Genomic DNA, 7,770 nt, shown 5'->3' with positions numbered 1-7,770 from the left:
GCGGACGCCGCCCGCCGGAACGCCGGCGGCCCGCTCCCGCCGGGCGAGCGCGCCGACGTGGACCGGATCGCGGCCGCGGCCCGCACGGCCCTCGGCGAGTCCGGCTTCTCCGCCGCCTTCCGCCGGGGCGCGGAGCTGCCCCTCGCGGACGCCGTCCGGGCTGCCGCCGGAGACTGACGCCAATCCCCTTGCCGGTCAGGGGACTTCGGTCAGGCGGAGTCCCGCAGCAGGGGTGCCGTCCGCTCCTCCCCCAGCCGTTCCCTCAGCTCCGGGTCGGTCACGCCCAGGCCGGTGGTGGGGGCCTGGCACAGGACGGCGACCTTGCCGACGTGCTCGTTGAGCTGGACCCGCCGCATCGCCTCGGCCACGTCCTCGAAGGGGTGGACCTCGGAGAGCGCCGGAACGATCGCGCCGGAGGCGATCAGGCGGGTGCTCTCGGTGGCTTCCTGGAGGTTTCCGCCGTGGCTGCCGATGACGGTGTTCAGCTTCATCCACAGGTACCGGTTGTCGTACAGGTGCCGGTAGCCCGAGCTGGATCCGCAGGTGACGACGGTGCCGCCGCGGCGGACGACGAACACCGAGAGGGCGAAGGTGGCCCGGCCGGTGTGCTCGAACACGATGTCCGGGTCGCGGCCGGTGAGTTCGCGGATGCGGGCGCCCAGCCGCTTGCCGATCTCCCGCACGGCGTCGAAGTCGTCCGAGGGGTCGCCGGTGAGCCCGAGTTCAGTCCGGTCGATGACGTGCTCGCAGCCCAGCCGGCGGACCGCCTCCGCCTTCGCGGGCGAGCTGACGACGGCGACGGGGATACCGCCGCCGTTCTTGACCAGCTGCACGGCGTACGTCCCCAGGCCGCCCGCCGCGCCCCAGACCAGGACCACGTCCCCCTGCTTCATCCGGGCGCCGTGCGCGCCGACGAGCATGCGGTACGACGTGGTGGTGCACAGCGTGTTCGCCGCCGACTCCTCCCACGTCAAGTGGCCCGGCTTGGCGACCAGTTGGCTGGCACGAGCGACGGCGTACTCGCCGAAGGCGCCGAAGTTCGTCTCGTACCCCCAGGCGCGCTGCTGGTCGTCCATCATGGCGTCGTCGTGGGTGGCCGCGCCCTGGTCGTCCACGTGCACCGGGTGGATCACCACGTGGTCGCCGACCCGCCACCGGCGCACGCCGGAGCCGACGCGCACGACGACGCCCGAGCAGTCGGAGCCGATCACGTGGTAGGGCTGGTCGTGGCGTGTGGCCCAGCCGCCCTGGCGGGCATACTTCTCGAGGAAGCGGAAGGTGGGCATCGGCAGGAACGTCGCCGACCACACGGAGTTGTAGTTGACCGCGGCGGCCATGACCGCGATCAGGACCTCGTCGGGCGCGATCTCGGGCAGCGGCACCTGGCCCACGGCCACCGACTTGCGCACGTCGCGGTCGCCGTCCGTGCCGTCGAACATGCCGACGTCCTCGGCGCGCAGGTGGGCGGCCCGGTAGGTGGCCGGGAGGGGGGCGCGCAGCAGTTCCTCGGGGGACGCGCCACGCAGCACCGCGTCACGCAGTTCCGTCATGGTCTTCCTTTCGGTTCCTGTCGGTTCCTGGCCGGGCGTGCGGACGGACCGCACGCCCGGGACCCGCGGGGACTCAGCCCACGCGCATGCTGAGCTCCAGGCCCTCGCCCATCGGGAAGTTGACGGACAGGTAGCCGTTCGCGGGGTCGCGGACGTACTCCAGGAAGTCCACGCAACCCTCGCCGAAGAGGTTGACGTCGTCGGCGAGCACGAGGGCGCCCGGCGCGAGCTTGGGCTCCAGGATCTTCATCACCCGCAGGTAGCTCTCGTTCCAGCCGTCGAGCAGGACGAACTGGACGCCGTCGGGCACCGAGTTCAGGGTCTGGAGCGCGTCGCCCTCCAGCACCTCGACGAGGTCGGCGACGCCGGCGTCGGCCAGGGTGGCGCGGCCCTGCTTGATCTTCGCCTCGTCGATCTCGGTCGTGTAGACCCGCCCCTCGCCTCCGTTGTCGCGCACGGCGGCGGCGAGGTAGACCGTGGAGACGCCGAGCGACATCCCCAGCTCCACCACCTTGGCGGCCCGGGTGGCGCGCACGAGCTGGTACATCAGCGTGCCCGCCTCCGGCGGGACCGCGACCGCCAGCGAGTCACGCACCTGCTCGAACAGCGACCGGTCGTGCTCGGCCGCCCGGGCGTTGACCGCGGTGAGCGTGCGGTTGACCCGCTCGTCGCTGACCCGGATCTCGGGTACTTCGCTGCTCATCCGATTCGACACGCTGGGGTCCTTTCGAAGGTCGGCAAGGACGGCGGGAGTCCGACTCCCGCCGACGGCCCTTGTCTACCAACGGATGTCTAGGGATCTCCCCAGTCCTCCCCGCCTAGGCTCCGGCTCCGACCCACCTCACCTCTCACCCTTGGGGAGCCCATGGATTTCGGTCTGACCTTCTTCCCCGCGCTCGACGAGCGGGACAAGGCGCCGCACGACTACTTCGACGACTGCCTGGCCCTCGCCGTCGACGCCGACCGGCTGGGCTACGAGCACGTCCAGGTGGTCGAGCACCACCTCGGCCCCTACGGGGGCTACAGCCCCGACCCGGTGGTCCTGCTCTCGGCCATCGCCGCGCGCACCGAGCGGCTGCGCATCACCACCGGTGCGGTCATCCCCGCCTTCGACCACCCGCTCAAGCTGGCCGGGCGGCTGGCCATGCTGGACCAGCTGAGCGGCGGCCGGGTCGACGTCGGCGTCGGACGGGCCTTCCTGCCGCACGAGTTCACGGCGTTCGAGGTGTCGATGGAGGAGAGCCGGGCACGCTTCACCGAGGCGCTGCGGGCCTTCGTCGCGCTCTGGACCGGGACGGACGTGGTCTTCGAGGGCGAGTTCCACCGCTTCGGGCCGGTGACGCTCACCCCGCGCCCGCACCAGACGCCGCACCCTCCGCTGTTCGTGGCCTCGGCGTCCAGCGCCGAGTCCTGCGCCGCCGCCGGCCGCGAGGGGCACAACCTGCAGATCGTGCCGACCATCACCAGCGGCGAGCAGTTCGCGGAGATGCTCGCGGCCTACCGCGAGGCCTTCGCCGCCCACCACCCGGACCGCGCGCCGCGCATCCAGGTCAAGTACAGCTGCTACCTGGACCGGGACCGCGACAGCGCCTGGCGGGCCGCCGAGGCGGCGGAGTCCAACTACCTGGACAAGATGAGCGGCGCCGTCAAGAGCTGGCAGGGCGCCGCGACCGCGCAGTACCCGGGGTACGAGAAGCTCGCCGACAAGGTCGCCTCCTCCGACCTGCGCAAGTCGTGGGAGCAGGACAAGGTGCTGATCGGCACCACGGCCGACATCACCGAGCAGCTGGAGCGGGTGCGCGAGCGGGTCGGCGGCGACGTGACCGTCAGCCTGCACATGAACAACGGCGTGACGCCGCTGGAGCAGGCGCGGTGGGCGGTCGCCGAGTTCGCCACCGAGATCGCGCCGCGGTTCGCGACTGTCTGACGTTCCGTCAATTCCCGCTTGACTCCCAGGAGGTACCGAAGATGTCCGTCGACCGGTCGCACGGCCCCCACCGCCCCGACGTGGTGGTGGTCGGCCTGGGGATCTGGGGGGCCATGACGCTGTGGCGGCTCGCCGCCCGCGGTGTCCGGGCGGTGGGGGTCGAGCGGTTCGACATCGCGCACGCCCGCGGGTCCTCGCACGGCGGTCACCGCATGTTCCGCGAGACCTGCCTGGAGAACGAGGCCCTCGTGCCGGTGGCCCGGCGCTCGCTGGACCTGTGGCGCGAGCTGGAGGCGGGCACGGGCCGCCGGCTCTTCGAGAACACCGGGGGCCTGCTGATCGGCCCGCGCGACGGCCGGCTGGCCGGCGGCACCATCGCCTCGGCGGAGGCGCACGGCGTCGAGGTCGAGGTGCTCGAACCTGCCGAGGTCTCGGCCCGCTTCCCGGGGCACGCCGGCATCCCCGACGGCCATGTGGGCGTGTGGGAGCCCTCGGCGGGCGTCCTGCGGGCCGAGGACTCGGTCCGCGCCGCGGTCGAGCTGGCGGAGCGCGGCGGGGCCACCGTGCTCCGCGGCACCGAGGTGCTCGGCGTCGAGCCGGAGGGCGGCGGCGTACGGGTCCGCACCGCCGGGCGCGACCTGCTCGCCGGCCGGGTCGTCCTCACGCCCGGGTGCTGGCTGCCGGACTTCACCCCCGGCCTGGGCGTCCGCTCCGTCCACCTGCCCATGACGTGGTTCCCGCCGAGCGGCGACCCCGCGCTGTTCCGCCGCGAGCTGTTCCCGGTGTTCATGCGGGAGATCGACGCGGACACCGTCATCTGGGGCCAGGGCGACGGCGACCTCCGGCACGTCAAGCTCGGCATCGAGCAGGGGGCGGACCCGGACCCGTACGACCCCGAACTCGGCGTCCCCGCGGTCCCGAGCAGGCCCTGGGAGCGGCTCGGCGAGGTGCTCGCCACCGCCGTCCCCGGGGTGGGGCGCGTCCCGTCGCGGATCCTCCACTGCGGGATCACGACGACCGCCGACGGGCAGTTCGTGCTCGGCGCCTCGCCGGCCGACCCGCGGGTCGTGCTGGCCGGGGGGTGCAACGGCTACGGGTTCAAGCACGCCGCCGCCGTCGGCGACCTCCTCGCCGACATCGTGATGGGCGCCACCGGGCCTGCTCCCCTGCCGTTCGCCGCGCCCGGCCGGCTCGCCGTGGCGGGCCACATCTGAGGAAATCCCTAGATCCGCGTCATTAGCGTGGCGCGCATGAAGCCCCACACCACCGACGTCCCCGAGACGTTCGACGCGCTGCTGGCGACCCTGACCGCGACGGCCGGCATGGAGGACGAGGAACTCCTGCCGGACGACAACCTGTTCGAGCTCGGGCTCGACTCGGTGACGCTCACCCGGCTGATCGGGCAATGGCGCGCGGCCGGGGTGACCGCGCCCCTGGCCGACTTCCTCGAACGGCCGACCCCCGAGGAATGGTGGGAGATCGTGCGGGACTCGCGGACCGGGGCCGGGGCCGCGGCAACGGGCTGACGCGCTCCCCGCCCGGGCCGGACCGCCCGGTGCCGGCCGCCTGATGCCGCCCCGCCCGGTGCCGGCCGCCCGGCGGCGCCATACCTCCCGGTGCCGGCCCGAACTCCCCCCCCCAACGACGTGGAAGATCACACCGCAACGACGTGGAAGGTGCATCCATGCCCGACCGTGCTGCCGACTCGTGTCCGCTGACCGCCCCGCAGGCCGGGATCTGGTTCGCCCAGCAGCGTGACACCTCCAACCCGGTCTTCACCACAGGCCAGTACGTGCGGCTGCCCGCCGAGGTCGACCCGGAGCGGTTCGCGCGCGCGGTCGAGCGGGCCCTCGGCGAGGTGTGGGGGCTCGCGGTCGAGGTGGGCGCGGACGGCGACGTCCCCGTCCAGCGCGGGACCGGCACGGCACCCCGCGTGGAGGTCGTCGACCTCTCCGGGCGGCCCGACCCGGAGGCCGTCGCCCTGGCGCGGATGCGCGCCGACCTCGAACAGCCGCCCGTGGGGCGGCCCTTGGTGCGGGAGGTCCTGTTCCGGTGGCGGGACGGGGCCCTGTGGTTCCACCGCTGCCACCACATGCTCCTCGACGGCTACGGGTTCTCGCTGGTCCTGCGGCGGATCGAGGAGATCCACGAGGCGCTGCGCACGGGCGGGTCGCCCGGTGAGCCCGCCTTCGGCGGCCTCGGCGCGTACCTGGACGAGGAGGCCGGGTACCGGGCGGGCGACCGGATGCCGCGGGACCGCGCCTACTGGCTGGACGCACTCGCCGAACTCCCCACGCCCGTCAGCCTGTCCGGCACGCCTCCGGAGCCCGCGCGCGGCGCGCCGCTGAAGGCGCGCGTCGACGTGCTGCCCGATCCGGCCGGCCTCGCCCGGCTCGCCGAGAGCCTCTCGGCCACGACCGCGGACCTGGCGATCGCCGCCACCGCCGTCTACCAGCACCGGGTGACCGGTGCCGCCGACGTCGTCCTCGCCCTGCCGCTGGCCCTGCGGGGCGGCACGGCCGCGCGCCTGCCCTCGACCACCGTCAACGTGCTGCCGCTGCGGCTGCGGGTCGCGGCCGGCGACACGGTCGGCACGCTGGTCACCCGGCTGCGGACGGCCATGCGGGAGCTACGCCGCCACGGGCGGTACCGCGTCGAGGACATCCGCCGGGACCTCGGGCGCGTCACCGACGAGTCCGAGTTCACCACCGCCCAGGTCAACATCAAGAGCTACGACACCACGATCGGGCTCCTGGGCCGGCGCCTGCCGGTCGTGGACCTCTCCCCCGGGCCCGTCGACGACATCGCGTTCGTCGTGGACCTCGCCGAGGACGGCGAGCTCACCGCCCTGGAGGTCGAGGCCAACGCCCTCCGGTACGACGCGCCGACGGCGCTGGCGCACGGCCGCGGGCTCGGGCGCCTGCTAGGCGCGCTCGCCGCGGCCGGTCCCGACACGGCCGTCGACGACCTGGGAGCGGTGGGTCCGGTCTACGACACCGGCCACTACCTGGACCTCCGGGGGCCGGTCGACCGCGAGGTCCTCCGCGTGGCGGGCGCCCGCGCGGTGAGCGAGGCGGCGGCCGGGCCGGTGGACGGGCCGACGGGTGAGACGGCGTCCGGACCGGCGGGCGGGGCGGTGGACGCGTCGGCGGACGGTGAGGGCGTGCCACGCGGGCCGGCCGAACTCGTCGATCTCTCCGGTGAGAGCGACCCGGCCGGCGCGGCCCTGGCCTGGATGCGGGCCGAGCTGGCGCGCCCGGCCGCGGCGGCCCGCGGTCACGCGGTACTCGCGCTCGGACCGGAGCACCACCTGTGGTTCCGGCGTACGGACGGTCCCGAGTCCGACGACCGCGCCGCGCTGGCCCTGGCCCGGCGCGTGGCCGCGCTCGCCGGGGCGCCGGACGGCATCGCGGACGTCGCGGACGTCGCGGCCGATTCCCGGCCCGCCGGCTCCGGCTCCGGGCACCGCGAGATCGCGGTCCCGGCCGCGCTCGGCCGCCGGATGATGGAAGGATCCCGCGAACTCGGGGTAGGTATACGGGATTTCGTGGCCGCCGCCGTCGCGATGTTCACCGCTCGCCGCCATGGGAGCGGCGCGGTCGAGCTGTACGTCCCGGCCGCCGATGGCACCCCCGTCCCGTTGCCGCTGGACCTCACGGGCACCACGACGCTCGCGCAGACCGTCGCCGTGGTCCAGGACGGGCGCGGCCACCGCGCGACGGCGGACGGGCGCGTATCCGGCCCGTCCGTGACCGTCGCGCGCTGGGCCGGGACGGCGGACCGCGACGCGGCGCTGCACCTCGTCTCCGCGGCTCCCGCGACCGGCCCCGCCGTCACGGCGGTCCTCGGCGAGGACCGCGTCCGCGCACTCCAGGTGGCCGGCGCCCCCGACGACCCCGCCTGGTCCGACGGCGAACTGCGCCGTTTCATACGCTTGTTGGACGCGGTGACCGCCGCCCCCGAGACCACGCTCGCCGGAGTCGACCTGCTCGACGAGGCCGAGCACCGCGCGCTGGCCGCCGACGCCGACACCGCCCACCCGGTGCCGGTCACCACCCTGGACCGGCTCGTCGCCGAGCAGATCGCGCGGACGCCGGACGCCGTCGCTCTGGTGCCCGCCGACGGCACGCCGGAGCTGACCTACCGCGAGCTCGGCGAGCGGGTGGACCGGCTGGCCCGCGGCCTCACCGGGCTCGGCGCGGGCCCGGGGACGATCGTCGCGGTCGCCCAGCCGCGTTCGACGGCCCTGGTCGTGAGCCTGCTCGCGGTGCTGCGGACCGGCGCGGCCTACGC

At 74.6% G+C, this 7,770-nt stretch carries 6 protein-coding genes; 4 read left to right on the top strand and 2 right to left on the bottom strand.

Annotation, left to right across the window (positions count from 1 at the left end):
- Window positions 1-209 precede the first annotated feature (209 nt).
- Entirely contained in the window at window positions 210-1,550 is a 1,341-nt protein-coding gene (gene ccrA, locus JNW98_RS31270) for a crotonyl-CoA carboxylase/reductase (RefSeq protein ID WP_223771676.1), read from the bottom strand.
- Window positions 1,551-1,623: 73 nt separating this feature from the next.
- Window positions 1,624-2,253, bottom strand: coding sequence for an O-methyltransferase (locus JNW98_RS31265; protein WP_223771675.1), 630 nt, complete (start codon window positions 2,251-2,253; stop codon window positions 1,624-1,626).
- A 162-nt stretch (window positions 2,254-2,415) separates the two neighbouring features.
- Here JNW98_RS31265 and JNW98_RS31260 point away from each other — a divergent pair, with 162 nt between their 5' ends.
- The 4 genes from JNW98_RS31260 to JNW98_RS31245 all read left to right on the top strand — a co-directional run.
- A complete protein-coding gene (locus JNW98_RS31260; protein ID WP_223771674.1) occupies window positions 2,416-3,477 on the top strand; it encodes an LLM class flavin-dependent oxidoreductase in 1,062 nt (353 codons plus the stop codon).
- Between the two features lie 41 nt (window positions 3,478-3,518).
- A complete protein-coding gene (gene solA / locus JNW98_RS31255; RefSeq protein WP_223771673.1) occupies window positions 3,519-4,691 on the top strand; it encodes an N-methyl-L-tryptophan oxidase in 1,173 nt (390 codons plus the stop codon).
- Between the two features lie 36 nt (window positions 4,692-4,727).
- A complete protein-coding gene (locus JNW98_RS31250) occupies window positions 4,728-5,003 on the top strand; it encodes a phosphopantetheine-binding protein (RefSeq protein WP_223771672.1) in 276 nt (91 codons plus the stop codon).
- A 158-nt stretch (window positions 5,004-5,161) separates the two neighbouring features.
- Window positions 5,162-7,770 (top strand): condensation domain-containing protein (locus tag JNW98_RS31245; protein ID WP_223771671.1); only part of this gene is annotated, 2,609 nt, incomplete at its 3' end.

The organism is Streptomyces huiliensis (assembly GCF_020037025.1).
GTDB classification, from domain to species: Bacteria; Actinomycetota; Actinomycetes; order Streptomycetales; family Streptomycetaceae; genus Streptomyces; species Streptomyces huiliensis.
The sequence above is the reverse complement of the archived record's forward strand: the minus strand, read 5'-3'. Positions and strand labels throughout refer to the sequence as shown.

Excerpts from the sequence above, each read along its gene's own strand:
- ccrA (WP_223771676.1), bottom strand. The coding sequence starts at position 1,550 with ATGACGGAACTGCGTGACGCGGTGCTGCGTGGCGCGTCCCCCGAGGAA.
- JNW98_RS31265 (WP_223771675.1), bottom strand. The coding sequence starts at position 2,253 with ATGAGCAGCGAAGTACCCGAGATCCGGGTCAGCGACGAGCGGGTCAAC.
- JNW98_RS31260 (WP_223771674.1), top strand. The coding sequence starts at position 2,416 with ATGGATTTCGGTCTGACCTTCTTCCCCGCGCTCGACGAGCGGGACAAG.
- solA (WP_223771673.1), top strand. The coding sequence starts at position 3,519 with ATGTCCGTCGACCGGTCGCACGGCCCCCACCGCCCCGACGTGGTGGTG.
- JNW98_RS31250 (WP_223771672.1), top strand. The coding sequence starts at position 4,728 with ATGAAGCCCCACACCACCGACGTCCCCGAGACGTTCGACGCGCTGCTG.